General features: G+C 60.8%; 25 protein-coding genes. 20 read left to right on the top strand and 5 right to left on the bottom strand.

The annotated features are described in order from the left end of the window. Window position 1 precedes the first annotated feature (1 nt). The 13 genes from M2S36_RS04720 to glmS all read left to right on the top strand — a co-directional run bounded on the left by M2S36_RS04720 (window position 2) and on the right by glmS (window position 12,499). Window positions 2-874, top strand: coding sequence for a ParB/RepB/Spo0J family partition protein (locus M2S36_RS04720; RefSeq protein WP_207831401.1), 873 nt, complete (start codon window positions 2-4; stop codon window positions 872-874). Between the two features lie 148 nt (window positions 875-1,022). Next, window positions 1,023-1,430, top strand: coding sequence for a F0F1 ATP synthase subunit I (locus tag M2S36_RS04715; protein ID WP_008092225.1), 408 nt, complete (start codon window positions 1,023-1,025; stop codon window positions 1,428-1,430). A gap of 16 nt (window positions 1,431-1,446) precedes the next feature. Beyond that, the gene (gene atpB / locus M2S36_RS04710; protein WP_023383137.1) at window positions 1,447-2,316 is read left to right on the top strand and encodes a F0F1 ATP synthase subunit A; all 870 of its coding nucleotides are present in this window, start codon (window positions 1,447-1,449) and stop codon (window positions 2,314-2,316) included. 144 nt (window positions 2,317-2,460) lie between these two features. Beyond that, window positions 2,461-2,718 (top strand): F0F1 ATP synthase subunit C, encoded by a 258-nt coding sequence (gene atpE / locus M2S36_RS04705; protein WP_003097235.1) that lies wholly within the window; start codon window positions 2,461-2,463, stop codon window positions 2,716-2,718. A gap of 57 nt (window positions 2,719-2,775) precedes the next feature. Next, a complete protein-coding gene (locus tag M2S36_RS04700; protein ID WP_023383136.1) occupies window positions 2,776-3,246 on the top strand; it encodes a F0F1 ATP synthase subunit B in 471 nt (156 codons plus the stop codon). 12 nt (window positions 3,247-3,258) lie between these two features. Next, window positions 3,259-3,795, top strand: coding sequence for a F0F1 ATP synthase subunit delta (locus tag M2S36_RS04695; RefSeq protein ID WP_043214190.1), 537 nt, complete (start codon window positions 3,259-3,261; stop codon window positions 3,793-3,795). A 21-nt stretch (window positions 3,796-3,816) separates the two neighbouring features. Further along, window positions 3,817-5,361: a F0F1 ATP synthase subunit alpha gene (gene atpA / locus M2S36_RS04690; protein WP_046615332.1), complete on the top strand. Its 1,545-nt coding sequence runs from the start codon at window positions 3,817-3,819 to the stop codon at window positions 5,359-5,361. A 48-nt stretch (window positions 5,362-5,409) separates the two neighbouring features. Continuing rightward, window positions 5,410-6,270: a F0F1 ATP synthase subunit gamma gene (gene atpG, locus M2S36_RS04685; protein ID WP_023383133.1), complete on the top strand. Its 861-nt coding sequence runs from the start codon at window positions 5,410-5,412 to the stop codon at window positions 6,268-6,270. 27 nt (window positions 6,271-6,297) lie between these two features. Beyond that, window positions 6,298-7,674, top strand: coding sequence for a F0F1 ATP synthase subunit beta (gene atpD, locus M2S36_RS04680; RefSeq protein ID WP_023383132.1), 1,377 nt, complete (start codon window positions 6,298-6,300; stop codon window positions 7,672-7,674). A 44-nt stretch (window positions 7,675-7,718) separates the two neighbouring features. Then, window positions 7,719-8,144 (top strand): F0F1 ATP synthase subunit epsilon, encoded by a 426-nt coding sequence (locus M2S36_RS04675; RefSeq protein WP_023383131.1) that lies wholly within the window; start codon window positions 7,719-7,721, stop codon window positions 8,142-8,144. Between the two features lie 114 nt (window positions 8,145-8,258). Continuing rightward, a complete protein-coding gene (gene glmU / locus M2S36_RS04670; RefSeq protein WP_233687618.1) occupies window positions 8,259-9,626 on the top strand; it encodes a bifunctional UDP-N-acetylglucosamine diphosphorylase/glucosamine-1-phosphate N-acetyltransferase GlmU in 1,368 nt (455 codons plus the stop codon). Window positions 9,627-9,883: 257 nt separating this feature from the next. Further along, window positions 9,884-10,660 (top strand): DeoR/GlpR family DNA-binding transcription regulator, encoded by a 777-nt coding sequence (locus tag M2S36_RS04665; protein WP_207831397.1) that lies wholly within the window; start codon window positions 9,884-9,886, stop codon window positions 10,658-10,660. 3 nt (window positions 10,661-10,663) lie between these two features. Further along, window positions 10,664-12,499 (top strand): glutamine--fructose-6-phosphate transaminase (isomerizing), encoded by a 1,836-nt coding sequence (gene glmS / locus M2S36_RS04660; protein WP_233687617.1) that lies wholly within the window; start codon window positions 10,664-10,666, stop codon window positions 12,497-12,499. Between the two features lie 124 nt (window positions 12,500-12,623). Here glmS and lpdA read toward each other — a convergent pair whose 3' ends face one another. Beyond that, window positions 12,624-14,024: a dihydrolipoyl dehydrogenase gene (gene lpdA, locus M2S36_RS04655; protein ID WP_233687616.1), complete on the bottom strand. Its 1,401-nt coding sequence runs from the start codon at window positions 14,022-14,024 to the stop codon at window positions 12,624-12,626. A 207-nt stretch (window positions 14,025-14,231) separates the two neighbouring features. On the opposite strand from lpdA, the gene cfaB reads away from it, so the two are divergent. Further along, complete coding sequence (cfaB, locus tag M2S36_RS04650; RefSeq protein WP_207831391.1) at window positions 14,232-15,416, top strand: C17 cyclopropane fatty acid synthase CfaB; 1,185 nt, start codon at window positions 14,232-14,234, stop codon at window positions 15,414-15,416. 141 nt (window positions 15,417-15,557) lie between these two features. Here cfaB and cls read toward each other — a convergent pair whose 3' ends face one another. Then, entirely contained in the window at window positions 15,558-16,997 is a 1,440-nt protein-coding gene (cls, locus tag M2S36_RS04645; RefSeq protein ID WP_333956781.1) for a cardiolipin synthase, read from the bottom strand. A gap of 132 nt (window positions 16,998-17,129) precedes the next feature. Between cls and M2S36_RS04640 the strand changes: the two genes are divergently transcribed. Further along, a complete protein-coding gene (locus M2S36_RS04640) occupies window positions 17,130-17,657 on the top strand; it encodes a DUF3617 domain-containing protein (protein ID WP_015272374.1) in 528 nt (175 codons plus the stop codon). Here M2S36_RS04640 and folE2 read toward each other — a convergent pair. Beyond that, complete coding sequence (gene folE2 / locus M2S36_RS04635; protein ID WP_333956780.1) at window positions 17,641-18,546, bottom strand: GTP cyclohydrolase FolE2; 906 nt, start codon at window positions 18,544-18,546, stop codon at window positions 17,641-17,643. The genes M2S36_RS04640 and folE2 overlap by 17 nt on opposite strands. Window positions 18,547-18,669: 123 nt before the next feature. Between folE2 and zigA the strand changes: the two genes are divergently transcribed. The 3 genes from zigA to M2S36_RS04620 are packed head-to-tail and all read left to right on the top strand — an operon-like array spanning window position 18,670 to window position 21,512. After that, window positions 18,670-19,878 (top strand): zinc metallochaperone GTPase ZigA, encoded by a 1,209-nt coding sequence (zigA, locus tag M2S36_RS04630; protein ID WP_333956779.1) that lies wholly within the window; start codon window positions 18,670-18,672, stop codon window positions 19,876-19,878. Continuing rightward, entirely contained in the window at window positions 19,875-20,501 is a 627-nt protein-coding gene (locus M2S36_RS04625) for a DUF1826 domain-containing protein (protein ID WP_333956777.1), read from the top strand. The genes zigA and M2S36_RS04625 overlap by 4 nt, the downstream gene beginning before the upstream one ends. Before the next feature lie 39 nt (window positions 20,502-20,540). After that, window positions 20,541-21,512, top strand: a complete 972-nt coding sequence (locus M2S36_RS04620; RefSeq protein ID WP_207831381.1) for a CobW family GTP-binding protein — start codon at window positions 20,541-20,543, stop codon at window positions 21,510-21,512. Here M2S36_RS04620 and M2S36_RS04615 read toward each other — a convergent pair whose 3' ends face one another. Further along, the gene (locus tag M2S36_RS04615) at window positions 21,513-21,905 is read right to left on the bottom strand and encodes a DUF3301 domain-containing protein (RefSeq protein ID WP_013974846.1); all 393 of its coding nucleotides are present in this window, start codon (window positions 21,903-21,905) and stop codon (window positions 21,513-21,515) included. A 120-nt stretch (window positions 21,906-22,025) separates the two neighbouring features. Between M2S36_RS04615 and pdxY the strand changes: the two genes are divergently transcribed. After that, a complete protein-coding gene (gene pdxY, locus M2S36_RS04610; RefSeq protein WP_233694013.1) occupies window positions 22,026-22,898 on the top strand; it encodes a pyridoxal kinase PdxY in 873 nt (290 codons plus the stop codon). On the opposite strand, the gene M2S36_RS04605 is transcribed toward pdxY, so the two are convergent. Further along, window positions 22,895-23,380 (bottom strand): acyl-CoA thioesterase, encoded by a 486-nt coding sequence (locus M2S36_RS04605; protein ID WP_009683536.1) that lies wholly within the window; start codon window positions 23,378-23,380, stop codon window positions 22,895-22,897. The genes pdxY and M2S36_RS04605 overlap by 4 nt on opposite strands. A gap of 344 nt (window positions 23,381-23,724) precedes the next feature. Here M2S36_RS04605 and M2S36_RS04600 point away from each other — a divergent pair, with 344 nt between their 5' ends. Next, the gene (locus M2S36_RS04600) at window positions 23,725-25,485 is read left to right on the top strand and encodes a cation:proton antiporter (RefSeq protein ID WP_333956776.1); all 1,761 of its coding nucleotides are present in this window, start codon (window positions 23,725-23,727) and stop codon (window positions 25,483-25,485) included. The last annotated feature ends 236 nt before the right edge of the window (window positions 25,486-25,721 follow it).

The following is a 25,721-nucleotide window of genomic DNA, read 5'->3' as shown; positions in this document are numbered from 1 at the left end:
TATGGCCGTCAAGAAACGGGGTCTCGGACGTGGGTTGGATGCACTGCTCAGTGGTCCTTCCGTCAGCGCGCTCGAAGAGCAGGCTGTGAAGATCGACCAGAAAGAACTGCAACACCTGCCGGTCGAGCTGATCCAGCGTGGCAAGTACCAGCCACGCCGGGACATGGACCCGCAGGCGCTGGAAGAGCTCGCGCACTCGATTCGCAACCATGGCGTGATGCAGCCGATCGTGGTGCGCCCGGTCGATGGCAACCGCTACGAGATCATCGCCGGTGAGCGCCGCTGGCGTGCCACCCAGCAGGCTGGCCTGGACAAGATCCCGGCCATGGTCCGCGAAGTGCCCGACGAAGCCGCCATCGCCATGGCGCTGATCGAGAACATCCAGCGCGAAGACCTCAACCCGCTGGAAGAAGCCCTGGCCCTGCAGCGCTTGCAGCAGGAGTTCGAGCTCACCCAGCAACAGGTGGCCGATGCCGTGGGCAAGTCGCGGGTAACCGTGGCCAACCTGCTGCGCCTGATCACCCTGCCCGATGCGATCAAGACCATGCTCGCCCATGGCGACCTGGAGATGGGCCACGCCCGTGCATTGCTTGGCCTGGAAGAACACCGTCAGGAGGAGGGGGCGCGTCATGTTGTCGCACGTGGCCTCACCGTGCGCCAAACCGAGGCACTGGTCCGTCAGTGGCTCAGCGACAAGCCTGATCCGGTCGAACCGAGCAAACCTGATCCGGATATCGCACGCCTTGAACAGCGGCTCGCAGAGCGTCTGGGCTCGGCCGTGCAGATCCGTCATGGCAACAAGGGCAAAGGCCAGTTGGTTATTCGCTACAACTCGCTTGACGAGTTGCAAGGCGTGCTTGCTCACATCCGTTGAAACAATTCCCGTTGTAGCGCGCAGTCGGAAATCACTACGAAGAGTTGAATAGGGGTTAATCCACCCCTATACTCTGCGCGCATTTTGTCGGCACAAATTATGCCAAGTCATAACTGACTTGTTGGTCGACTTCCGAGGAGCAGTTGTGATGGAAATCCGCACGCCAAACCGCCTGCCTTTCCATCGCTGGGCGGTTTTCCCGGTACTGCTGGCTCAATTCGTCGTACTGCTGCTGGCAACGTTGGTGTTGTGGCAGTGGAAAGGGGCGGTCAGTGGATATTCAGGCCTTTGCGGAGGTTTGATTGCCTGGCTACCCAATGTGTATTTCGCCTGGAAGGCTTTTCGCTTCAGCGGGGCCCGGGCGGCACAAGCCATCGTCAAGTCGTTCTACGCTGGCGAGGCAGGCAAGATGATTTTGACGGCAGTGCTTTTTGCACTGACCTTCGCAGGAGTGAAGCCACTGGCGCCGTTAGCAGTATTCGGCGTCTTCGTGTTGACCCTTTTGGTCAGCTGGTTCGCGCCCCTGCTGATGAATAAAAGACTTTCGAGACCTTAGGGCGTTTGAGGCAACCATGGCAGCAGAAACCGCTTCGGGCTATATCCAGCACCACTTGCAGAACCTGACCTACGGTCAACTACCAGACGGCAGCTGGGGCTTCGCCCATTCGGCTGCAGAAGCCAAGGCAATGGGCTTCTGGGCGTTCCACCTGGACACCCTGGGTTGGTCCGTCGCGCTGGGTCTGATCTTCCTGTTCATCTTCCGCATGGCGGCCAAGAAGGCGACTTCCGGCCAACCTGGCGGCCTGCAGAACTTCGTTGAAGTGCTGGTGGACTTCGTCAACGGCAGCGTGAAGGACTCCTTCCACGGCCGTAGCCCGGTAATCGCCCCGCTGGCGCTGACCATTTTCGTCTGGGTGTTCCTGATGAACGCCATCGACCTGGTACCGGTCGACTGGATTCCTCAGCTGGCCATCCTGATCTCCGGTGACCCGCACATTCCGTTCCGCGCCGTGTCGACCACCGACCCGAACGCGACCCTGGCCATGGCCTTCTGTGTGTTCGCCCTGATCATCTTCTACAGCATCAAGGTCAAGGGCCTGGGCGGCTTCATCGGTGAGCTGACCCTGCACCCGTTCGGCAGCAAGAACATCTTCGTGCAGATCCTGCTGATTCCGGTCAACTTCCTGCTGGAATTCGTCACCCTGATCGCCAAGCCGATCTCGCTGGCACTGCGTCTGTTCGGCAACATGTACGCCGGCGAGCTGGTGTTCATCCTGATCGCCGTGATGTTCGGCGCCGGCATCCTCTGGCTCAGCGGCCTGGGTGTGGTGCTGCAGTGGGCGTGGGCTGTGTTCCACATCCTGATCATCACCCTGCAAGCCTTCATCTTCATGATGCTTACCATCGTCTACCTGTCGATGGCTCACGAAGATAACCATTAAGACCGCCTGGCGTGTCTGATAGCCTTCCCCGCTCGTTTGGGGGGAGGGCTTAAAAAGTCCGCAAGGGCATGCTGTACCAAACGATTTGTTTTACCGCTTCAAACTAAAAACCTAACCAATACGACGTAAAAGTCGGGAGGAAAGATGGAAACTGTAGTTGGTCTGACCGCTATCGCTGTTGCTCTGCTGATCGGCCTGGGTGCTCTGGGTACCGCCATTGGTTTCGGCCTGCTGGGCGGCAAGTTCCTGGAAGGCGCTGCTCGTCAACCAGAAATGGTTCCGATGCTGCAGGTGAAAATGTTCATCGTTGCCGGTCTGCTCGACGCCGTAACCATGATCGGTGTTGGTATCGCTCTGTTCTTCACCTTCGCGAACCCCTTCGTTGGTCAGATCGCCGGCTAATCACTCGTTTCTACGAGTTGATTGATGTGATGGACAAAGACCGAGCGAGGTGTTGGCGTGAACATTAATGCAACCCTGATTGGCCAATCCGTTGCTTTTCTGATTTTTGTACTCTTCTGCATGAAGTATGTATGGCCTCCGGTCATCACTGCCCTGCAAGAGCGCCAAAAGAAGATTGCCGACGGCTTGGACGCTGCCAACCGCGCAGCTCGCGACCTGGAGCTGGCCCAAGAGAAAGCGGGTCAGCAACTGCGTGAAGCGAAGGCACAGGCAGCCGAAATCATTGAGCAAAGCAAGAAACGCGCTGCTCAGCTTGTCGAGGAAGCCCGTGAACAGGCTCGCGTCGAAGCTGACCGTGTGAAGGCTCAGGCTCAAGCCGAGATCGAACAGGAACTGAACAGCGTCAAAGACGCCCTGCGTGCCCAAGTGGGTGCCCTGGCTGTTGGCGGTGCTGAAAAGATCCTTGGCGCCACAATCGATCAAAACGCGCATGCGGAGCTGGTTAACAAACTGGCCGCTGAAATTTAAGCGAGGGCGATCATGGCAGAACTGACCACGTTGGCCCGACCTTACGCTAAGGCTGCCTTTGAGCATGCCCAGGCCCATCAGCAACTGGCCAATTGGTCAGCCATGCTCGGCCTGGCTGCTGCGGTGTCGGAAGACGACACCATGCAGCGCCTGCTCAAGGCCCCGCGACTGACAAGCGCAGAAAAGGCCGCCGCATTCATTGAAGTGTGCGGTGACAAGTTCGATGCACAGGCACAGAATTTCATTCATGTTGCCGCGGAAAACGACCGTCTCCTGCTCCTGCCGGAGATTGCCGCCCTGTTCGACCTGTACAAGGCCGAGCAAGAAAAATCCGTGGACGTGGAAGTCACCAGTGCTTTTGCGTTGAACCAAGAACAGCAAGACAAACTCGCCAAGGTTCTCAGTGCACGGCTCAGCCGGGAAGTGCGCCTGCACGCGTCGGAGGATGCCAGCCTGATCGGCGGCGTCGTCATCCGCGCCGGCGACCTGGTAATCGATGGCTCGGTTCGCGGCAAGATCGCGAAACTGGCCGAAGCATTGAAATCTTGAGTTTGAAGGGGCAGCAGAGCAATGCAGCAACTCAATCCTTCCGAAATTAGTGAAATCATCAAGGGTCGCATCGAGAAGCTCGATGTCGGCTCCCAAGCCCGTAACGAAGGTACCGTCGTAAGCGTTTCCGACGGTATCGTACGGATCCACGGTCTGGCCGACGCTATGTACGGCGAAATGATCGAGTTCCCGGGCGGCGTATACGGTATGGCACTGAACCTGGAGCAAGACTCCGTAGGTGCGGTGGTACTGGGTGCGTACACCTCCCTCGCCGAGGGCATGAGCGCCAAGTGCACCGGTCGCATCCTGGAAGTTCCGGTTGGCAAAGGCCTGCTGGGCCGCGTCGTCGACGCTCTGGGTAACCCGATCGATGGCAAAGGTCCTCTGGCCACCACCGAAACCGACGCGGTCGAAAAGGTCGCTCCGGGTGTTATCTGGCGTAAGTCGGTAGACCAGCCTGTACAGACTGGCTACAAGTCGGTTGACGCCATGATCCCGGTTGGCCGTGGCCAGCGCGAGCTGATCATCGGTGACCGTCAGATCGGTAAGACCGCCATGGCGGTCGACGCGATCATCAACCAGAAAAACAGCGGTATCTTCTGCGTATACGTGGCCGTAGGCCAGAAGCAGTCGACCATCGCCAACGTTGTGCGCAAGCTGGAAGAAGCCGGCGCCCTGGCCAACACCATCGTTGTTGCCGCCAGCGCCTCGGAATCGGCCGCGCTGCAGTTCCTGGCTCCTTACGCCGGCTGCACCATGGGCGAATACTTCCGTGACCGCGGTGAAGACGCCCTGATCGTTTACGATGACCTGTCCAAGCAGGCCGTTGCCTACCGTCAGATTTCCCTGCTGCTGCGCCGTCCGCCAGGACGTGAAGCGTACCCAGGTGACGTGTTCTATCTCCACTCCCGTCTGCTGGAGCGTGCATCGCGCGTTTCGGAAGAGTACGTCGAGAAGTTCACCAACGGCGCAGTCACTGGCAAGACCGGTTCCCTGACCGCCCTGCCGATCATCGAAACCCAGGCTGGCGACGTTTCCGCGTTCGTTCCGACCAACGTGATTTCCATCACCGACGGTCAGATCTTCCTGGAATCGGCCATGTTCAACTCGGGCATCCGCCCTGCAGTGAACGCCGGTGTTTCGGTATCCCGCGTAGGTGGTGCCGCTCAGACCAAGATCATCAAGAAGCTGTCCGGTGGTATCCGTACCGCTCTGGCTCAGTACCGTGAACTGGCTGCATTCGCCCAGTTCGCTTCCGATCTGGACGAAGCGACCCGCAAGCAGCTGGAGCATGGTCAGCGCGTTACCGAGCTGATGAAGCAGAAGCAGTACGCGCCGATGTCCATCGCGGACATGGCTCTGTCGCTGTACGCCGCTGAGCGTGGTTTCCTGACTGACGTGGAAGTCAACAAGGTCGGTAGCTTCGAGCAAGCACTGATCGCCTACTTCAACCGTGATCACGCCGAACTGATGGCGAAGATCAACGTGAAGGGTGACTTCAACGACGAAATCGACGCTGGCATGAAAGCCGGTATCGAGAAGTTCAAGGCCACCCAGACCTGGTAAGCCGCAGCGGGGGCTGCGGCCCCCGCTTGCTAACCTGATAGGTGATACATGGCAGGCGCAAAAGAGATTCGCAGTAAGATTGCGAGCATCAAAAGCACGCAAAAGATTACCAGCGCCATGGAGAAAGTGGCGGTCAGCAAGATGCGCAAGGCACAACTGCGCATGGCTGCTAGCCGTCCTTACGCGGAGCGTATCCGCCAGGTGATCGGTCATCTGGCCAACGCCAACCCGGAATACCGCCACCCGTTCATGATCGAGCGCCCTGTAAAGCGCGCCGGTTATATCGTGGTGAGCAGTGACCGTGGTCTGTGCGGTGGCTTGAACACCAACCTGTTCAAGGCCCTGGTCAAGGACATGAACGAAAACCGCGAACAGGGCGTGGAAATCGACCTGTGCGTGATCGGCAGCAAGGGTGCGACTTTCTTCCGCATCTTTGGCGGCAACGTCGTAGCCGCGATCAGCCACCTGGGCGAAGAGCCATCGATCAACGATCTGATCGGCTCCGTCAAAGTGATGCTGGACGCCTACCTGGACGGCCGTATCGATCGCCTCTCGGTGGTTTCGAACAAGTTCATCAACACCATGACCCAAAAACCGACGGTCGAGCAATTGGTACCGTTGGTGGCAACCCCGGATCAGGATCTCAAGCACCACTGGGACTACCTGTACGAACCCGACGCAAAAGAGCTGCTGGACGGCTTGATGGTGCGTTACGTGGAGTCGCAGGTGTACCAGGCGGTGGTCGAGAACAACGCTGCTGAACAAGCGGCCCGGATGATCGCCATGAAGAACGCCACAGACAACGCCGGTGATTTGATCAGCGAACTCCAGCTGATCTACAACAAGGCGCGTCAGGCTGCGATCACCCAGGAGATCTCGGAAATCGTCGGCGGCGCTGCCGCGGTTTAACGGTTCAAATATTCAGAGGATCCAGCTATGAGTAGCGGACGTATCGTTCAAATCATCGGCGCCGTCATCGACGTGGAATTCCCACGTGACGTCGTGCCGAGTGTTTACAACGCGCTGAAAGTACAAGGCGCGGAAACCACCCTGGAAGTTCAGCAGCAGCTGGGCGACGGCGTGGTTCGTACCATTGCGATGGGCTCGACCGAAGGCCTGAAGCGCGGTCTGGATGTCGTCGACACCGGCGCTGCCATTTCCGTTCCTGTTGGTAAGGCCACTCTGGGCCGTATCATGGACGTACTGGGCAACCCGATCGACGAAGCCGGCCCGATCGGCGAAGAAGAGCGTCGTGGTATCCACCAGAAGGCTCCTTCCTTCGCTGACCAGGCAGGCGGCAACGACCTGCTGGAAACCGGCATCAAGGTTATCGACCTGGTTTGCCCGTTCGCCAAGGGTGGTAAGGTTGGTCTGTTCGGTGGTGCCGGCGTCGGCAAGACCGTTAACATGATGGAACTGATCCGTAACATCGCCATCGAGCACAGCGGTTACTCCGTGTTCGCCGGTGTGGGTGAGCGTACTCGTGAGGGTAACGACTTCTACCACGAGATGAAGGATTCCAACGTTCTCGACAAGGTAGCACTGGTCTACGGTCAGATGAACGAGCCACCAGGAAACCGTCTGCGCGTAGCGCTGACCGGCCTGACCATGGCCGAGAAGTTCCGTGACGAAGGTAACGACGTTCTGCTGTTCGTCGACAACATCTATCGTTACACCCTGGCCGGTACCGAAGTATCCGCACTGCTGGGCCGTATGCCTTCCGCAGTAGGTTATCAGCCGACCCTGGCCGAAGAGATGGGCGTTCTGCAAGAACGTATTACTTCGACCAAAGAAGGTTCGATCACCTCGATCCAGGCCGTATACGTACCTGCGGACGACCTGACCGACCCGTCGCCAGCCACCACCTTCGCCCACCTGGACGCCACCGTCGTTCTGTCCCGTGACATCGCCTCCCTGGGTATCTACCCGGCGGTCGACCCACTGGACTCGACTTCGCGCCAGCTGGACCCGAACGTGATCGGCAACGAGCACTACGAAACTGCTCGCCAGGTTCAGTATGTTCTGCAGCGCTACAAAGAGCTGAAAGACATCATCGCGATCCTGGGTATGGACGAACTGTCCGAAGCCGACAAGCAACTGGTAGCCCGCGCTCGTAAGATCCAGCGCTTCCTGTCGCAGCCGTTCTTCGTGGCCGAAGTCTTCACCGGTTCGCCAGGCAAGTACGTTTCCCTGAAAGACACCATCGCTGGCTTCAGCGGCATCCTCAAAGGTGACTACGACCACCTGCCAGAACAAGCGTTCTACATGGTCGGCAGCATCGACGAAGCGATCGAGAAAGCCAAGAAACTGTAATCCCGGCGCCCCGAAAGGGGCGCTAATCAGGTTGAGGCAAGCAGATGGCTATGACAGTCCATTGCGATATCGTCAGCGCGGAAGGAGAGATCTTCTCCGGCCTGGTCGAGATGGTAGTTGCGCACGGTAACCTGGGTGATCTTGGTATCGCTCCGGGCCACGCGCCGCTGATCACCAATCTCAAGCCTGGTCCGATCACGCTGACCAAGCAGGGTGGCGAGCGCGAGGTGTTCTACATCTCCGGTGGCTTCCTGGAAGTGCAGCCGAACATGGTCAAGGTACTCGCCGACACCGTGCAGCGTGCAGCCGACCTGGACGAAGCCTCCGCTCAGGATGCCGTCAAGGCAGCTGAGAAGGCCCTGCATGAGAAAGGCGCGGATTTCGACTACAGTGCCGCATCCGCACGTCTGGCCGAGGCCGCAGCCCAGCTGCGTACCGTCCAGCAGATCCGCAAGAAGTTCGGCGGTTAATTCCGCAAGCTTCATGTAGATTGAGAACAAGGGTAGCCATCGGCTACCCTTTTTCTTTTTTTGTAACCTATGAAACCGGTCATTTCACTGACCGCCCAGGATTGGTAGCCAGTAATGTCACTCGATATCGTTATTCTCGCCGCCGGCCAAGGCACCCGCATGCGCTCGGCGCTGCCCAAGGTGCTGCATCCGGTAGCCGGCAATTCCATGCTCGGCCATGTTATCCACAGCGCGCGCCAGTTGCAGCCGCAAGGTATTCACGTGGTCATTGGCCATGGTGCCGAGCTGGTTCGCGAGCGCCTTGCCGCTGACGACTTGAACTTCGTCATGCAGGACAAGCAGCTGGGTACCGGCCATGCGGTTGCCCAGGCATTGCCGGCGCTGACCGCCGACACCGTGCTGGTGCTGTACGGTGACGTGCCGTTGATCGAAGTAGAGACCCTGCAGCGTCTGCTGGCCAAGGCCAACGAGCAGCAGCTGGGCCTGCTCACGGTGACCCTCGACGACCCGACCGGCTATGGCCGCATCGTGCGCGACGAGCAGGGCAAGGTGACTGCCATCGTTGAGCACAAGGACGCCAACGATGCGCAGAAAGCGATCAAGGAAGGCAACACCGGTATTCTGGCCCTGCCAGCCGCGCGCCTGGCCGACTGGATGGGCCGCCTGTCGAACAACAACGCCCAGGGCGAGTATTACCTGACCGACGTCATCGCCATGGCTGTGGCCGATGGCCTGGTGGTGGCTACCGAACAGCCCCACGACCCGATGGAAGTGCAAGGCGCCAACGACCGTCGCCAGCTGTCCGAGCTGGAGCGCCACTACCAGTTGCGCGAAGGCCGTCGCCTGATGGCCCAGGGCGTGACCCTGCGCGACCCGGCGCGCTTCGATGTGCGCGGTGAAGTGACCGTTGGCCGTGACGTGCTGATCGACATCAACGTGATTCTCGAAGGCAAGGTGGTCATCGAGGACGATGTGCAGATCGGCCCTAACTGCGTGATCAAGAATACCACCCTGCGCAAAGGCGCAGTGGTCAAGGCCAACAGCCACCTCGAAGGCGCCGTGATGGGCGAGGGCAGCGATGCCGGCCCGTTCGCCCGCCTGCGCCCGGGCAGCGTGCTGGACGCCAAGGCCCATGTGGGTAACTTCGTCGAACTGAAAAACGCCCACCTGGGTGAGGGCGCCAAGGCCGGTCACCTGACTTACCTGGGCGATGCCGAAATCGGTGCGCGCACCAACATCGGCGCCGGCACCATCACCTGCAACTACGATGGCGCCAACAAGTTCAAGACCGTGATGGGCGAGGACGTGTTCATCGGCTCCAACAACTCGTTGGTAGCGCCTGTGGAAATCAAGGCTGGTGCGACCACTGCTGCCGGCTCGACCATCACCCAGACCGTGGAGGCAGGCGACCTGGCGGTGGCTCGTGCGCGTCAACGCAACATCTCGGGTTGGAAGCGGCCGGAAAAGATCAAGAAGAGCTGAGTTATACACAGCTGTTTCGATCGAAAGCCGACTTATGTGAATAAGTCGGCTTTTTTATTGGCAGGTCGCACTCAATTGCAGTCCGGCGCAATCCTTGTGGGAGCGGGTTCACCCGCGAACACCGTGCTCTTTCTTCGCGGGTAAACCCGCTCCCACAGGGCGCCAATTTGCCGTGACGATTTATCCACAGCTTGACGAATCGTTCATCTTAGGTTTTGATTGCCACCATTATCTTTCGAAACGAAACTTAAGCGCTCATGTCGAAACGAAACACCCCGCAGCGGCGGCACAACATCCTGGCTTTGCTCAGCGAGCAGGGCGAGGTGAGTGTGGACGCTTTGGCCAAGCGTTTCGCAACCTCGGAAGTCACCATCCGCAAGGACCTTGCTGCCCTCGAAACCAATGGCCTGTTGCTACGGCGCTACGGTGGCGCGGTCCCGGTGCCGCAAGAGCTGCTGGGTGAGCCCGCCCAGCCCGTGTCTTCCTATAAAAAGGCCATCGCCCGCGCCGCCGTCGCGCGTATCCGCGAGCATGCGCGCATCATCATCGACAGCGGCAGCACCACGGCAGCCATGATCCCCGAGCTGGGGCGCCAGCCTGGCCTGGTGGTGATGACCAATTCAATGAACGTGGCCCGCGCCATCTGCGAGCTCGAACACGAGCCGGTGCTGCTGATGACTGGTGGCACCTGGGACCCGCATTCCGAGTCCTTCCAGGGCCAGGTGGCCGAGCAGGTGTTGCGCTCCTACGATTTCGACCAGCTGTTCATCGGCGCTGACGGTATCGACCTCGGCCGCGGCACCACCACCTTCAACGAACTTCTCGGGCTGAGCCGGGTCATGGCCGAAGTCGCCCGTGAAGTGATCGTGATGGTCGAATCGGACAAGGTCGGGCGCAAGATCCCCAACCTCGAGCTGCCCTGGGGCAGCGTGCACACCCTTATTACTGACGAACGCCTGCCCGCAGCGGCACGCGAACAAATTCAAGCCCGCGGCATCAACCTGATCTGCGCCGCGATCAGCCAGGAGCAATAAACCATGTGTGGAATCGTTGGTGCCGTCGCCGAGCGCAACATCACAGCCATCTTGATCGAAGGCCTCAAGCGTCTTGAGTACCGTGGGTACGACAGCGCCGGCCTGGCCGTCCTCACCCAGAACGGTGAGCTGCAGCGCCGCCGCCGTATCGGCAAGGTCAGCGAGCTGCAAGCCGCTGTTACCGCCGAGCCACTGGCCGGCCAGCTGGGCATCGCCCACACCCGCTGGGCCACCCACGGTGCGCCGACCGAAGGTAACGCCCACCCGCACTTCTCGGGCAGTGATGTGGCCGTGGTGCACAACGGCATCATCGAGAACCACGAAGAACTGCGCGAAGAGCTGAAAGACCTTGGCTATGTCTTCACTTCGCAGACCGATACCGAAGTCATCGTTCACCTGATCCACCACACGCTGAAGAGCATCCCGGACCTGACCGATGCCCTGAAGGCTGCGGTGAAGCGCCTGCATGGCGCTTATGGCCTGGCGCTGATCAGCGCCAAGCAGCCCGACCGCCTGGTAGCCGCACGCAGCGGTAGCCCGCTGGTCATCGGCCTGGGCCTGGGCGAGAACTTCCTGGCTTCCGACCAGCTGGCCCTGCGCCAGGTCACCGACCGCTTCATGTACCTGGAAGAAGGCGACATCGCCGAGATCCGCCGTGACCAGGTCTCCATCTGGGATCAGGACGGGCACAAGGTCCAGCGTGAAACCGTGCAGTACCACGAAGGTGCTGAAGCCGCCGACAAGGGCGCCTACCGCCACTTCATGCTCAAGGAAATCCACGAGCAGCCAAGCGTGGTGCAGCGCACCCTGGAAGGCCGTCTGGGCAAGGACAACGTGATGGTCCAGGCTTTCGGCCCGAAGGCTGCCGAACTGTTCGCCAAGGTGCGCAACGTGCAGATCGTTGCCTGCGGCACCAGCTACCACGCCGGCATGGTCGCCCGTTACTGGCTGGAAAGCCTGGCCGGCATCCCGTGCCAGGTGGAAGTGGCCAGTGAGTTCCGTTACCGCAAAGTAGTGGTGCAGCCGGACACTCTGTTCGTCTCCATCTCGCAGTCTGGCGAAACTGCCGATACCCTGGCCGCGCTGCGCAACGCCAAGGAACTGGGCTTCCTCGGCAGCCTGGCGATTTGCAACGTCGGTATCAGCTCGCTGGTACGTGAGTCGGACCTGACCCTGCTGACCCTGGCCGGCCCGGAAATCGGCGTGGCCTCGACCAAGGCCTTTACCACCCAGCTGGTATCGCTGATGCTGCTGACCCTGGCCCTGGGCCAGGTGCGCGGTACCCTGGAAGCTGGCGTCGAAGCCGAGCTGGTTGAAGAACTGCGCCGCCTGCCGGCCCGCCTGGGCGAAGCCCTGGCCATGGACGCCACCGTCGAGAAAATCGCCGAGCTGTTCGCCGACAAGCACCACACCCTGTTCCTCGGCCGTGGTGCGCAGTACCCGGTGGCGATGGAAGGTGCACTCAAGCTCAAGGAAATCTCCTACATCCACGCCGAAGCCTACCCGGCAGGCGAGCTGAAGCACGGCCCGCTGGCGCTGGTGGACAACGACATGCCGGTGGTTACCGTTGCGCCGAACAACGAGCTGCTGGAGAAGCTGAAGTCCAACCTGCAGGAAGTGCGTGCCCGTGGTGGCGAGCTGGTGGTGTTCGCCGACGAGCAGGCCGGGATGACCAATGGCGAAGGTACCCATGTGATCAAGGTGCCACACATTGCCGACGCCCTGGCGCCGATCCTGTACACCATCCCGCTGCAGTTGCTGTCGTACTACGTGGCCGTGCTCAAGGGCACCGACGTGGACCAGCCGCGTAACCTGGCCAAGTCGGTTACGGTCGAGTAAGCCAGAAGCCGGGGCGCTTCGCGCCCCATAGCGACACAAGGCCGCTCCTACAGGAAATCGCGTTCTCCTGTAGGAGCGGCCTTGTGTCGCGATGGGCTGCAAAGCAGCCCACGGCTATCTCGCATCAGATCTGCATCGCCATCCCTTCCACATTCATCGCTGCCTGGCGCAAGGCCTCGGAGCGGGTGGGGTGGGGGTGGCAGGTGAGGGCGATGTCTTCCGCCGAGGCCGAGAACTCCATGGCCACGCAGAACTCACCAATCATCTCGCTGACACTTGGGCCCACCAGGTGCACACCCAGCACTTCATCGGTCTCGGCATCGGCGATGACCTTGGCGAAGCCTTCGGTCTCGTGGTTGATCTTGGCGCGGCTGTTGGCCGTGAACGGGAACTTGCCGACTTTATAGGCACGCCCTTCGGCCTTGAGCTGCTCTTCGGTCTTGCCCACGGTGGCCAGCTCCGGGCGGGTGTAGATCACACCAGGGATAAGGTTGTAGTTGACCTCATGGGGCTTGCCGGCGATGCGTTCGATGCAGGCCACCGCTTCGTCTTCGGCTTTGTGCGCCAGCATCGGGCCGGAGGTGACGTCGCCAATCACCCAGATACCCGGCACGGCAGTGCGGTGGTGGTCGTTGCCGAGCATGCCGCGCTTGTCGGTCTCCAGGCCCACGCTTTCCAGGTTCAGCCCTTTGGTATAGGGGCGGCGACCGATGGCGACCAGTACGTAGTCAGCCTGCAGCGTTTCTGCGGTACCGCCAGCGGCTGGCTCCAGGGTCAGGCTCACGCCATCGGCGCTGGCGCTGGCCTGGGTCACCTTGCTGCCCAGCTTGAATACCATGCCTTGCTTGGCCAAGGCCTTCTGCAGGGTCCTGGCGGTTTCTTCATCGGTGCCCGGGCAGATGCGGTCGAGGTATTCGATGACCGTGACCTGGCTGCCCAGGCGACGCCATACCGAACCCAGTTCGAGGCCGATCACGCCGGCGCCGATGACGACCAGGTGCTTGGGTACCTGTGGAAGCGACAGCGCGCCGGTCGAGTCGATGATGCGCTGGTTGTCGATGGTCACGCCCGGCAGCGGGGTAGGCTCGGAGCCGGTGGCAATGACGATGTCCTTGGCCTGCAATGCGGTTTCGCTGCCGTCCTCAGCCTTGACCACGACCTTGCCGACACCATCCAGGCGGCCCCAGCCCTTGATCCAGTCGACCTTGTTCTTGCGGAACAGGTACTCGATGCCCTTGGTCAGGCCGGTCACGCTCTCGTCCTTCTGTTTCATCATCTGGGCGAGGTTTAGGGTAGGTTTGACTTCGATACCGAGGTGGGAGAACTCGTCACCGCTGGCGGCTTCGTACAGCTCGGAAGCATGCAGCAACGCCTTGGAGGGCATGCAGCCCACGTTCAGGCAGGTGCCACCCAAGGTCGAGCGGCCCTCCACGCAGGCTACGCTCAGGCCCAGCTGGCCGGCACGGATGGCTGCGTTGTAGCCGCCAGGGCCACCGCCGATGATCACCACGTCATAGGATTTCATGGGTTCAACTCCAGGATGAAGAAGCGCAAGAGGGGCACAAGGTTAAGCTGAGATGCAAAAATTGTATACAATCTGCTGTATGGATAAGATCAGTCGGTTCTAGACCATGGTCTGGTTTAGAGGAAACATCCCACGAATGAACTACTCTGATCCGGCGACGTTCGAAATATTAGGCGTCGTGGCCAAATACGGACAGGAGGGTCGTTCATGCTTGCGCAACTTCCACCGGCACTGCAGAGCCTGCATCTGCCGCTGCGGCTGAAACTGTGGGACGGTAACCAGTTCGATCTGGGGCCTAGCCCGCAGGTCACCATCCTGGTCAAGGAGCCGCAGCTGATCAGCCAGTTGAGCCACCCGAGCATGGACCAGCTGGGCACGGCATTTGTCGAAGGCAAGCTGGAGCTGGAAGGCGACATTGGTGAAGCCATCCGCGTATGTGATGAGCTGAGCGAAGCGCTACTGACCGACGAGGACAACGTCCCACCGCAACGGCGGGCCCATGACAAGAGCACCGACGCTGAAGCCATTTCCTACCATTACGATGTTTCCAACGCGTTCTACCAGCTCTGGCTGGATCAGGACATGGCCTACTCCTGCGCCTACTTCCGCGAGCCGGACAACACGCTGGATCAGGCACAGCAGGACAAATTCGATCACCTGTGCCGCAAGCTGCGGCTGGACGCCGGTGACTACCTGCTCGACGTTGGTTGTGGCTGGGGTGGGCTGGCGCGTTTCGCTGCTCGCGAATATGGCGCCAAGGTGTTTGGTATCACCTTGAGCAAGGAGCAGCTCAAGCTCGGCCGCGAGCGGGTCAAGGCCGAGGGGCTGGCCGACAGGGTCGACCTGCAGATTCTCGACTACCGCGATCTGCCTCAGGATGGCCGCTTCGACAAGGTTGTCAGCGTTGGCATGTTCGAGCATGTCGGGCATGCCAACCTGGCGCTGTATAGCCAGAAACTGTTCGGAGCCGTGAGGGAAGGGGGCCTGGTGATGAACCACGGTATCACCGCCAAGCATGTGGATGGCCGCCCGGTCGGGCGTGGCGCTGGCGAGTTCATCGACCGCTACGTGTTCCCCCACGGCGAGCTGCCGCACCTGTCAATGATCAGCGCCAGCATCTGTGAAGCGGGGCTGGAGGTGGTGGACGTGGAAAGCCTGCGTTTGCACTACGCCAAGACTTTGCACCACTGGAGCGAGAACCTGGAGAACCAGTTGCACAAGGCAGCGGCGCTGGTGCCCGAGAAGACCTTGCGCATCTGGCGCCTGTACCTGGCCGGGTGTGCCTATGCCTTCCAGAAGGGCTGGATCAACCTGCACCAGATACTGGCCGTGAAGCCCTACGCCGATGGGCACCATGATCTACCCTGGACGCGTGAAGACTTGTATCGCTGAATTGCAACCAAGCACGCAAGCGCGACACCATACCCTGTGGGAGCGGGTTTACCCGCGAATGCGTCGGTACAGCCACTGACGTCTTCGCGGGTAAACCCGCTCCCACAAGGGCCGCGATACCTTGCGAGGTGCGCAGACGCATCACAGAATCGGCGAAATCAGCCGCGCAATCCGCATCCCCAGTTGCTGCAGCCGATGGGTATCGCGGCTGTCCTCTGCAGTAATTTCCCGTGCCTGTTCAAAGTCATTGATCAGCATGTTCTCGACCTGGTCGGCGAAGCCGCGGTCGACCGTCAGCAGGGTGATCTCGAAGTTCAGGCGGAACGAGCGGTTGTCCAGGTTGGCACTGCCGATCGCACTGACATCGTCATCCACCAGCACCACCTTCTGGTGCAGGAAGCCCGGTTGATAGCGGAACATGCGTACACCCGCACGTACCGCTTCGAAGGCGAACAGACTGGAGGCGGCATAGACGATGCGATGGTCTGGACGTGACGGGATCAGCACGCGCACATCGACCCCACGCAGTACCGCCAGGCGCAGGGCGGCAAACACCGCCTCGTCGGGGATGAAGTACGGGCTGGTGATCCACACGCGCCGGGTGGCTGAATGAATAGCCTCAAGAAAGAACAGCGAGCAGGTTTCCTGTGGGTCGGCCGGGCCGCTGGCCAAGGCTTGGCACAGCACGCCGTTGTCCGGGTAGGCGTCCGGCAGGATCAGCGGCGGTAGCTGGCGCGCGGCCCAATACCAGTCCTCGGCGAACGACTCCTGCAGGCAGGCCAGCACCGGCCCGCTGATCTGCACATGGGTGTCGCGCCAGGGTGAGAGCTGCAGGTCGCCACCAAGGTACTCATCGCCCACGTTATGCCCGCCGATGAAACCGAGCAGGCCATCCACCACCACGATCTTGCGGTGGTTGCGGAAGTTCACCTGGAAGCGGTTGAACCAGCCACGACGGGTAGCGAAGGCATGGATCTGTACACCACCGTCACGCAGTAGCTGGCTGTAGCTGGCCGGCAAGGCATGGCTGCCGACGCGGTCGTACAGCACGAACACCTGCACCCCCTCGGCGGCTTTGCGCAGCAGCAGTTGCTGCAACGCCTTGCCCAGGCTGTCGTCATGGATGATGAAGAACTGCACCAGCACCACGGCGCGGGCTTTTTCGATGGCGGCGAAGATGGCATCGAATGTCGCCTTGCCATCGATCAGCAGCTTCACCTGGTTGTTGGCAAGGCAGGGCATGCGCCCGAGCTTGGGCATGGCGCGCAGGGCCGCATAGCTTTCCGACTCGCGGGCGGTGAGGGCTTCTTCTACCCAAGGCCGCCAGTTGAGGTTGGCCATGGCCACGTGCATTTCCTGGTTGGCCTGTCGCCGGGCCTTGATATAGGCGTAGAACGAGCGGGCACCGAAGATCAGGTAAGGGATCAGGGTGAGGTAGGGGATGAAGAACAACGGCATCGCCCAGGCGATTGCGCCCTGGGCAGTGCGCACGGTGAACAGTGCGTGCAGTGCGGCGACGATACCCAGCAGATGAACCAGGCCGAGTAGATAACCGAAGAAGTAGGGGCTGTGGTAGTCCATATGCATCCTGCTGGCCGAGTACACTTGAGTAACAGAACACGTTCCCGGTCCGTCTTGCAACCTGCGGGTGGATTTGGCGTCTAAGGCTCAGCCCGGCCCGCTTGGCCGGCTTTTTTCCAGGAGCGTTCGTCCATGAAGATTCGTCTGCCACTGTTGGCGTTGGCCCTAGGTGTGAGCAGCCCGCTGGTGCATGCCCAGATGCTGCAGCCAGGTTTGTGGGAGCTGACCACCAGCAACATGCAGGTCGATGGCAAGCCGTTACCCGACATGGAGTTCATGCTCGGCCAGTTGAAGAACCTGCCGCCGGAGCAGCGTGCGATGATGGAAGGGGTGCTGGCCAAACAGGGGGTGACTGTTGGGGGCAAGGGGGTGCGCTCGTGCCTGACGCCAGAACAGGTGGCAACCAACGATATCCCGCTGCAGGACCCGAAGTCAGGTTGTACCCAGAAGATCACCGACCGCACCGGCAATGTGTGGAAATTCCAGTTCAGTTGCCCCAAGGCACAGGGCAGTGGCCAGGCGACTTTCCTCAGTGACCGGGAGTTCACCACACAGGTCAATGGCACCTTCAACGCCTCGGGTGTTCAGCAGCAAGGCAGCATGAACACCCGTGCCGTGTGGCTGGGTAATGATTGCGGTTCGGTCAAGCCGCGCAGCTGACATCCCATTGCCACTGGCTGGTCGCGACAGCGTCGTGGGCATGCAGGCTTTCTGCATGTTCCACGCGCAGCTTGAAGGCCGTGCTCCACTCTATTTCCCGTAGCGCCTTGTGCAGGCGTCGTGCGGCGTCTTCGCAGAACATCAGGTTCTGGCCGTTGGCCAAGGCAAAGGCTTGCTCGTCTGCGCGCTTTACCGCGGTCTGTACCGCTGTCCCCAGGCTGGCTTCTATGCGGTCGATCAGCTCGGTGATTGGCAGTACCTGCTGATTGCTGCGCAGCCTTACCCGGATTTGTGCGCTACTGCGTTGGCTATGGGGCGTCGCTACGATGCCTTCGGCGCTGCCAAGCCACTGCAGCACTGCAGATTTTTCGACCTGCTCAGCGCCGAAATGCGCCTGGAACTGCTGCTGAATCAGCTGCCGTGCAAGTGCAGCCGAGCATGGGCAGGTCGACGAGTAAGGCACGGAAACGGATAGTTCCACGTGGAACATTTCGTTTTCCATCCTTGCGTCGACTGTTACCGCATAGCTTTTCCAACCATCCAATGGGCTGACCAGGGCTGGCCTTTTCAGCAGATGGTCGAAGTGCAGGCGCAGATAAGCCGCAGAAGAAAGGCCTTCGTGGCTGCTCAGAAAGTCAGCCAGCAGTTGGCGGATGGCGAGCGGCGTCAGGGGCTGATGCTCCAGGGAAGCCAGGGCAAGGTAAAGCCGAGACATATGGATACCCCGTGAGCTGCCGTCTACCAGGCTTACACCGGCATCGACGGTTGCAGCCGCCGTGCGCCCTTCGAACTGCACAGGCAGGGCGATCCCGCACATACCCACCCAGTTCAACGGCAAGGCATATTCCTGGGATTGGGCGGCAATGTCGGGGAGCTTGAGCTGGTTCATTTGGCATTCCAAACAGAAGGGGAGCACGCGTCCGTCGAGAACGGGCTTGGCGAAATTGTATTGTTACTTTATAACATTGTGCAATGCATCGTTTCGAATGCGCTCGCCTGAAGAGGTTTCGCCATGTCCAACCGTCTCCCTGTCACCGTGCTGTCCGGCTTCCTTGGTGCCGGCAAGAGCACTTTGCTCAACCATGTGCTGCGTAACCGCGACAACCTGCGGGTCGCGGTCATCGTCAACGACATGAGCGAAATCAACATCGACGCCAGCGAGGTGCAGCGCAACGTCAGCCTCAACCGTGCCGAGGAGAAGCTGGTGGAGATGAGCAATGGCTGCATCTGCTGCACGCTGCGAGAAGACCTGCTCGAGGAAGTGGCACGGTTGGCCGAAGAAGGGCGTTTCGATTATTTGCTTATCGAGTCCACCGGGATCTCGGAGCCGCTGCCGGTGGCCGAGACCTTCACCTTCCGTGACGAACAGGGCCGCAGCCTGTCCGACATGGCGCGGCTGGACACCATGGTCACCGTGGTCGATGGCCTGAACTTCCTGCGTGATTACCAGGCAGCAGACAGTCTGGCCAGCCGTGGCGAAACCCTGGGTGAGGAGGACGAGCGCTCGATCAGTGACTTGTTGATCGAGCAGGTCGAGTTCGCCGATGTGCTGTTGCTGAGCAAGATCGACCTGATCAGCCAGCACGAGCGCGAAGAGCTCATGGCCATTCTGCGCAGCCTCAATGCCCGGGCGCAGATCGTGCCCATGGTCATGGGCCAGGTGCCGCTGGCGCGCATTCTCGATACCGGCCTGTTCGACTTCGACCAGGCTGCCCAGGCAGCGGGCTGGCTGCAGGAGCTACGTGGCGAGCATGTGCCGGAGACCGAAGAGTACGGCATTGCCGCCACCACCTGGCAGGCCCGGCGTCCGCTTCATCCACAGCGCTTCTTCGATTTTATCCACACGCCCTGGAGCAATGGCCGACTGCTGCGTTCGAAAGGTTTTTTCTGGTTGGCCAGCAAGTACCAGGAGGCCGGAAGCTGGTCGCAGGCGGGCGGCATGATGCGCCATGGCCTGGCGGGCCGCTGGTGGCGTTTTGTGCCGCGCGAGCAGTGGCCACAGGATGTGGATAACACCGCGGCGATCATGAAAAACTGGGCTGCCGAGAGTGGTGACTGCCGCCAGGAACTGGTGTTCATCGGGCAGAACATCGACTTCGAAAAATTATCCACAGCACTTGATGCATGCCTGTTGACCGATCAGGAAATGGACTTGGGGCACATGGGCTGGTTGCGTCTGCCCGATCCGTTCGGCCCATGGCATGAGGAGGCGGCAGCATGAACCCCGCACGCAAGCCTGTGGATATCTTCCAGGTGTTCGGCGAGACACCGCAGGTGCTGACCGAAGTGCTGCAGGACGGCGTGAACCTGGCGGTATGGCGCCGGCGTTTGCCGCCGCAGCTGGAGGACTTTGCCATGCTGGTAGTCGGCCTTGGCCAGCCCTTGGCAGACCAGCGCGTCATCGATGTGGACGAGCAGCACATGCCGGTACTGACCGAGTTGTTGCGCGAAGCGGCGGACTTGCACGGCTACGAGGCATTCGTGGCCGATGTGACCTGGCTGGTGGCAGCTTATACCTGCCTGGTGGGTGCGCGGCGGGTCGGTTTGCGCCTGCGGGTACTGGCTGGCCCCATGTGCCCGCGCTTTCATGTGGATAACGTGCCGCTGCGTCTGCTCACCACCTATACCGGTCCGGGCAGCGAGTGGTTGCAAGAGCACGGGAGTCAACGCGGTGAGTTACACGCAGCCCTACCTTCTGTGGATAACATCCAGCACCTGCAAGCTGGTGATGTGGCGGTGCTCAAAGGTGAGAAGTGGCAGGGCAACGAAGGTGCCGGCCTGGTGCACCGTTCGCCCTCGGGCCAGCAGGGGCGCCTGTTGCTCAGCCTTGACTGGCTGGCATGACGGCGCATAGTGAGGCATCACTATTGCCCGAAGCCACCCATGCTGCAGAACATTCCCACCCATGTGATTGCCGGCCCGTTGGGGGCCGGCAAGACCACCCTGATCCGTCATCTGCTGGCCCAGCGCCCGGCCAATGAGCGCTGGGCTGTATTGATCAACGAATTCGGCCTGGTAGGCCTGGATGCCGCCTTGCTCAGCCGTGACGAAGACGGCATCGCCATCGGCGAGGTCGCAGGTGGCTGCCTGTGCTGCGTCAATGGCATGCCGTTCCAGGTGGGCCTGGGCCGGCTGCTGCGCAAATCCCGGCCTGACCGGTTGTTTATCGAGCCGTCCGGGCTGGGTCATCCCTTGCAGTTACTTGCCCAGTTACAACAGGCTCCTTGGGCTGGAGTGCTGACAATACAGCCATTGCTGATGGTCGTGGATGCGCAGTCGATGGTCCGCAACGAGCAGCTTCCGGAGGCTCAACAGCAGGCGTTCGATGCTTCTGAAAGCATTGTCTTCAACAAATCAGAGGCTGTGAATGAAGATTATAAGTTGTTGATAAATAACAGATTATATGGAAAGAAAATATTCTGGACCGTCCAAGGGAAGCTGCCCTTTTCGGACCTTCCAACTATACCCAAGGGCATTGTCGACAGCTCGTTTGTGGATAACAGGATTGTCGACAATCCTGTAGATCCACCGGCAGCGCTATGGGCGGACCCCGGCCAGCCGATCTGTCTTGCCCAGCAGGGAGAGGGGGGTTGGAGCATCGGCTGGCGCTGGCACCCCGGGCAGCAGTTTTATCCACAGCGGCTGCAGGCGTTCCTGCGTGCCTGGCCGTGGCGGCGCGCCAAAGGGGTTATCCACAGTGTGGAGGGTTGGCAATCATTCAATGGCCTGAATGGAGACATGCCCACCTGGCAGCCCAGCGACTGGCGCAGGGATACTCGCATCGAGCTGATTTTCGATCAGCCGCAATCGCAACCCGCGTTGCAAGCCGGGTTGAGCGAATGCCGCGTCAGCTGATCAGTTGCGCCAGCGGTTGTGCTCCTGGCGCCACTGCTGCATCTCGATGACATTGTCGGCGCGGGGCGGGGTCTTGATCTCGAACGGGTAGGGCGCCAGTTCGATCTGCACGCTGTGGGCGCCGAACTGGGTCACGGTACCGGGGTGGCGCTGCTCGCCGGTGACGGTGAATTCGAAGGCGTAGACGCGCGCCAGGCGCTTGCGGCCGTTGGCGTCACGGACAAAGGCGATACGCTTGAGTGCGACCGCATCGTCGAGCAGTTCGAGGTCGAGCTTGGCGCAATGCTGTTTGACCCGCTCCAGGGCTTTTTCGCGCAACCCGTGGTTGTGCCACAACCAGGCGCCTGCCGTGGCGACCAGCATCAGGACGAAGAGGTTTTCCAGGGTCAACATTTGCATATGCTCCAAACAGGTCGATCCAGCTTAACTGCGTCCCTGGCCTGTCGTACAGGTGGCAATCGAGTTCATACTGCGCTGCGCACAATCCCTGAAACAGCTTTGGAAACCTCCCGCATGAAACGTACCCCGCACCTGCTCGCCATCCAGTCCCATGTGGTGTTCGGCCACGCCGGCAACAGCGCCGCGGTGTTTCCCATGCAGCGTATCGGGGTCAATGTGTGGCCGCTCAATACCGTGCAGTTCTCCAATCACACACAGTATGGCCAGTGGGCGGGTGAAGTGCTTGCCCCGGCGCAAATTCCTGCGTTGGTGGAAGGCATTTCCAACATCGGCGAGCTGGGCCACTGCGACGCGGTGCTGTCCGGCTACCTGGGCAGTGCCGAACAAGGGCGGGCGATTCTGGCCGGCGTCGAGCGGATCAAGGCAGTAAACCCAAAGGCCTTGTACCTGTGCGACCCGGTCATGGGGCACCCGGAGAAGGGCTGCATCGTGCCAGCGGAAGTCAGCGAGTTCCTGCTCGACGAGGCGGCCGCCAGGGCTGACATCCTGTGCCCCAACCAGCTGGAGCTGGACAGCTTCTGTGGGCGCCGGGCGCAGTCGCTGGAGGACTGTGTGAACATGGCCCGTAGCCTGCTGCAGCGCGGGCCGCAGGTGGTGCTGGTCAAGCACCTGGCTTACCCCGGGCGTGCCGAGGACCAGTTCGAGATGCTGCTGGTGACTGCCGAGCACAGCTGGCACCTGCGTCGCCCGCTGCTGGCGTTCCCACGGCAGCCGGTGGGGGTGGGTGACCTGACCTCAGGCCTGTTCCTGGCCCGCGTGCTGCTCGGCGACAGCTGGGTGCAGGCGTTCGAGTTCACCGCTGCAGCCGTGCACGAAGTGCTGCTGGAAACCCAGGCCTGCGCCAGCTACGAGCTGCAACTGGTGCGGGCCCAGGACCGCATCGCGCACCCGCGGGTGCGCTTCGAGGCACAGCTGCTGACGCTTTAAATGGCGTCGGTTTTCAGGTCCTGGTAGCGCTTTTCCAGTTCCTGGCGGATCTGCCGGCGCTGCTGGCCCTGCAGGAAGCGGCGCTTTTCTTCGCTGCTTTGCGGCTGGCGTGGCGGCACCGGCACCGGGCGACGGTTGTCGTCGACCGCGACCATGGTGAAGAAGCAGCTGTTGGAATGGCGTACCGAGCGCTCGCGGATGTTCTCGGTCACCACCTTGATCCCCACCTCCATCGAGGTGTTGCCGGTGTAGTTGACCGACGCCAGGAAGGTCACCAGTTCGCCCACGTGCACCGGCTCGCGGAAGATCACCTGGTCGACCGACAAGGTGACCACATAACTGCCGGCATAGCGGCTGGCGCACGCATAGGCCACTTCGTCGAGGTACTTGAGCAGGGTGCCGCCATGTACGTTGCCAGAAAAGTTGGCCATGTCCGGGGTCATCAGGACGGTCATGCTCAGCTGGGCGTTTCCAGGTTCCATAGTGTGCTCGCGGTGAGGTTGCGCTGAATCGGGCGAATGGGGGGTATTATCTGCAGACACTTCTGTTCCCCTCTTTTGAATTTGCCTTCCTGGTACGGGACGTTGGCTGACGCTCCATCGTCACGCCGATCATGCCATCAGCGGCGCTTTTCCAGCCGATCTGTTTCTGCATATTGCACCGCCTTTTTGCGGCGGGGTGCGATGTTAACCTGACTACGCCCATGCAACATGGGCCTTTCCTGCATTCAAAACAGTATGTACTTGCTGCTCGCTCAGGTTTGCCTTGGCAGAGGAGCGGTCTGCCCAGGCATCCGGCAACGGACGAGAAAAAGGAGTATCACGCCATGCATGCCATCAGCTTCATCCAGGACCTGGCTGTCATCATGCTGGTTGCCGGCGTGGTCACCGTACTCTTTCACCGCCTCAAGCAACCCGTGGTGCTGGGCTACATCGTCGCCGGCTTCATCATCGGCCCGCACACCCCACCGTTCGGCCTGATCCACGACGAAGACACCATCAAGACCCTCGCCGAACTGGGGGTGATCTTCCTGATGTTCTGCCTGGGGCTCGAGTTCAGCCTGCGCAAGCTGTTCAAGGTAGGCGCCACGGCGTTCATCGCGGCGTTCCTGGAAATCGTGCTGATGATCTGGATCGGCTTCGAGATCGGCCGCTGGTTCGGCTGGAACACCATGGATTCGCTGTTCCTCGGTGCCATCCTGGCAATTTCCTCGACCACCATCATCGTCAAGGCGCTCAACGACCTGAAGATGAAGAACGAGCGTTTCGCCCAGCTTATCTTCGGCGTGCTGATCGTCGAGGACATTCTCGGCATCGGCATCATCGCTCTGCTGTCGGGCATCGCCGTCAGTGGCACGGTCAGCTCGGGCGAGGTGTTCTCCACTGTTGGCAAGCTGTCGCTGTTCATGATCGTCGCGCTGGTCATCGGCATCCTGCTGGTGCCGCGGCTGCTGGCCTACGTGGCCAAATTCGAAAGCAACGAGATGTTGCTGATTACCGTACTGGGCCTGTGCTTCGGCTTCTGCCTGCTGGTAGTGAAGCTGGAATACAGCATGGTGCTGGGTGCCTTCCTGATTGGCGCGATCATGGCCGAATCGCGCCAGTTGCTGAAGATCGAGAGCCTGATCGAACCGGTACGCGACCTGTTCAGCGCCATCTTCTTCGTCGCCATCGGCCTGATGATCGACCCCCAGGTGCTGATCGACTACGCCTGGCCGATCGTGGTCATTACCTTGGCAGTGGTGTTGGGCAAGATGCTGTCATGCGGCATGGGCGCGTTCATTGCCGGCAATGACGGGCGCACATCGCTGCGGGTGGGCATGGGGCTTTCGCAGATTGGCGAGTTTTCCTTCATCATCGCCGCGCTGGGCATGACCCTGCAGGTGACCAGCGACTTCCTCTACCCGGTGGCTGTGGCGGTATCGGCAATCACCACGCTGCTGACACCCTACCTGATCCGCGCCGCCGACCCGCTGTCGCTGAAGCTGGGCAAGGTAGTGCCCAGCCGTCTGGCGCGGGTGCTGTCGTTGTATGGCGAATGGTTGCGCAGCATCCAGCCGCAGGGCGAGAGCGCCATGCTGGCGGTGATGATCCGGCGCATCCTGTTGCAGGTGGGGGTGAACCTGGCGCTGGTGATCGCCATCTTCTTCAGTGGTGGCTACTTCGCCGGGCGTATCGGCAACTGGCTCAGCGAGTGGGTCAGCGATGCCAGCCAGCAGAAAGCGCTGATCTGGGGGGCGGCGTTGTTGCTGTCGCTGCCGTTCCTGATTGCTGCCTATCGCAAGCTCAAGGCGCTGTCGATGCTGTTGGCAGAGATGGGCGTCAAGCCCGAAATGGCCGGGCGGCATACCCAGCGTGTGCGCCGAGTGATTGCCGAGGTGATCCCGCTGTTGTCGCTACTGGTGATTTTCCTGCTGCTGTCGGCGCTGTCGGCAAGCATTCTGCCGACCAGCGAGTTGCTGCTGGTGATTGCCGTGGTGGCTGCGGTGGTGGTGGCCTTGCTGTGGCGCTGGTTTATCCGCGTGCATACGCGCATGCAGATTGCCTTGCTGGAGACGCTGGAGAACAGCCGCGAGAATACGCACTGAAGGGGGCATGCTTCCTGCGCAAGATTTCACCGTCGTCCGAGGGGATGGAGCGGTAGCGATGTCGCCAGGCGCAGAAAGCCCGGCGATTTTAACTACATTGATGGCACTGGGCCATAGATTTTCCTATTCCTGTGCCGGCCACTTCGCGGGTAAACCCGCTCCCACAGGGACTGCACAGGTGTTGAACATTGTGCAGTCCCTGTGGGAGCGGGTTTACCCGCGAAGTGGCCGGCACA

This window comes from Pseudomonas sp. SF2 (assembly GCF_036858055.1).
GTDB lineage: Bacteria > Pseudomonadota > Gammaproteobacteria > Pseudomonadales > Pseudomonadaceae > Aquipseudomonas.
The sequence above is the reverse complement of the archived record's forward strand: the minus strand, read 5'-3'. Positions and strand labels throughout refer to the sequence as shown.